The organism is Streptococcus sp., assembly GCF_019414905.1.
GTDB lineage: Bacteria > Bacillota > Bacilli > Lactobacillales > Streptococcaceae > Streptococcus.
In genome coordinates this window covers 1-1,360 of sequence record NZ_DXLC01000003.1, presented here as the reverse complement: position 1 = coordinate 1,360, position 1,360 = coordinate 1, and the positions used below count along the sequence as shown (strand labels likewise).

Below are 1,360 nucleotides of genomic sequence, written 5' to 3'. Positions count from 1 at the left end.
GTTTTTTCTCACGGTTGGCACGACGGGCACGGTCATAAGTATCTTGAAATTCCCCGTCTTTGACCATCTTAGGAGTAAACTTGATTCCCAATTTCTCCAACTCACGGATATCCGAGTCGTCACTTGGCTGATAAAGGGTAATAGCTGTACCTGGTAGGCCATTTCTTCCAGTACGACCAACACGGTGAACAAAGAAGGACAAATCTTGCGGAATGGCATCATTGATGACATGGCTGACACCTTCAATATCAATTCCACGCGCTGCCAAATCTGTTGCGACAATGTACTCAAAATCCAGATTTTTTACCTGATTCATGATTCTCTTGCGTTCACGAGGGGCAATATCCCCATGGATTTTTGCCACCTTCAAGCCTTGAGCAGTCAGATATGAATGCAATTCATCAGCACGCGTTTTAGTGTTAACAAAAATCATTGCCAAATACGGTTGCATCAACTGGGTCAATTGGTAAATTTGAGCATTCTTGTCACGACCCTTGGTCGAAATCAACCAATTATCAATGGTATCAGAAATGACCGTTTTGGTCTTGATTTTCTCCATAACAGGATTTGACAAGTATTTTTTCAAGAATGGTTGCAGTTTTTGTGGAATAGTCGCTGAGAAGACCATGAATTGCAGGTCTTTTGGAAGACTTCCAGCAATCTTATCAACAGTTTCTAAGAATCCCATATCCAAGGTCATATCTGCCTCATCGACCACAAAGGTCTTAGCCTTGTGAATAGCTAGGTCACCAGATTTAACCAAGTCGTAGATACGACCTGGCGTTCCGATAACAATATGAGGCTGGTTACTTGCCAATTTCTCAATCTGGCGAGCCTTATCTGTCCCCCCCACATAATTAACTACACGAACTTCTACTTCTGAGTGAGTAGCAATCTGACGGGCTGCTTGGTAAATTTGAGTAGCTAATTCACGGCTCGGTGCAGTAATGACTGCTTGAACACTATCGCTGGCTTCATCTAATTGCTGGAAAATCGGCAATAGGAAAGTGTGAGTCTTACCCGAACCTGTTTTTGATTCACCAACTAGGTCACGACCTGCCAAAACAATAGGAATCAACTTGTCTTGCACCTCTGTTGGAGTTGTAAATTTCAACTCCTCCAAGGCTTCTCTAATATAGTTTTTAAATTGAAATTTCGTAAATGACATAATATCCTCGATTCTATCTATCCTATCAATTATACCATATTTTATTCCATTTCAGTAGTCTCACTTATTTAGGCTATTTCTAGTAGCTTCTCTAGTAAAAAAGGCTGGAATGTTATGATTCCAACCTCTTTTCAGTCATTATTTCCAGTTTAAAATAGCATTCAAGCCATAGTGATCACTAACTTGCGGACT

The 1,360-nt window shown here is 40.9% G+C and carries 1 protein-coding gene; it reads right to left on the bottom strand.

Annotated features, from left to right (window positions below):
• Positions 1 to 1,168 (bottom strand): DEAD/DEAH box helicase (locus QZ359_RS00055; RefSeq protein WP_293944578.1); only part of this gene is annotated, 1,168 nt, incomplete at its 3' end.
• Positions 1,169 to 1,360 lie beyond the last annotated feature (192 nt).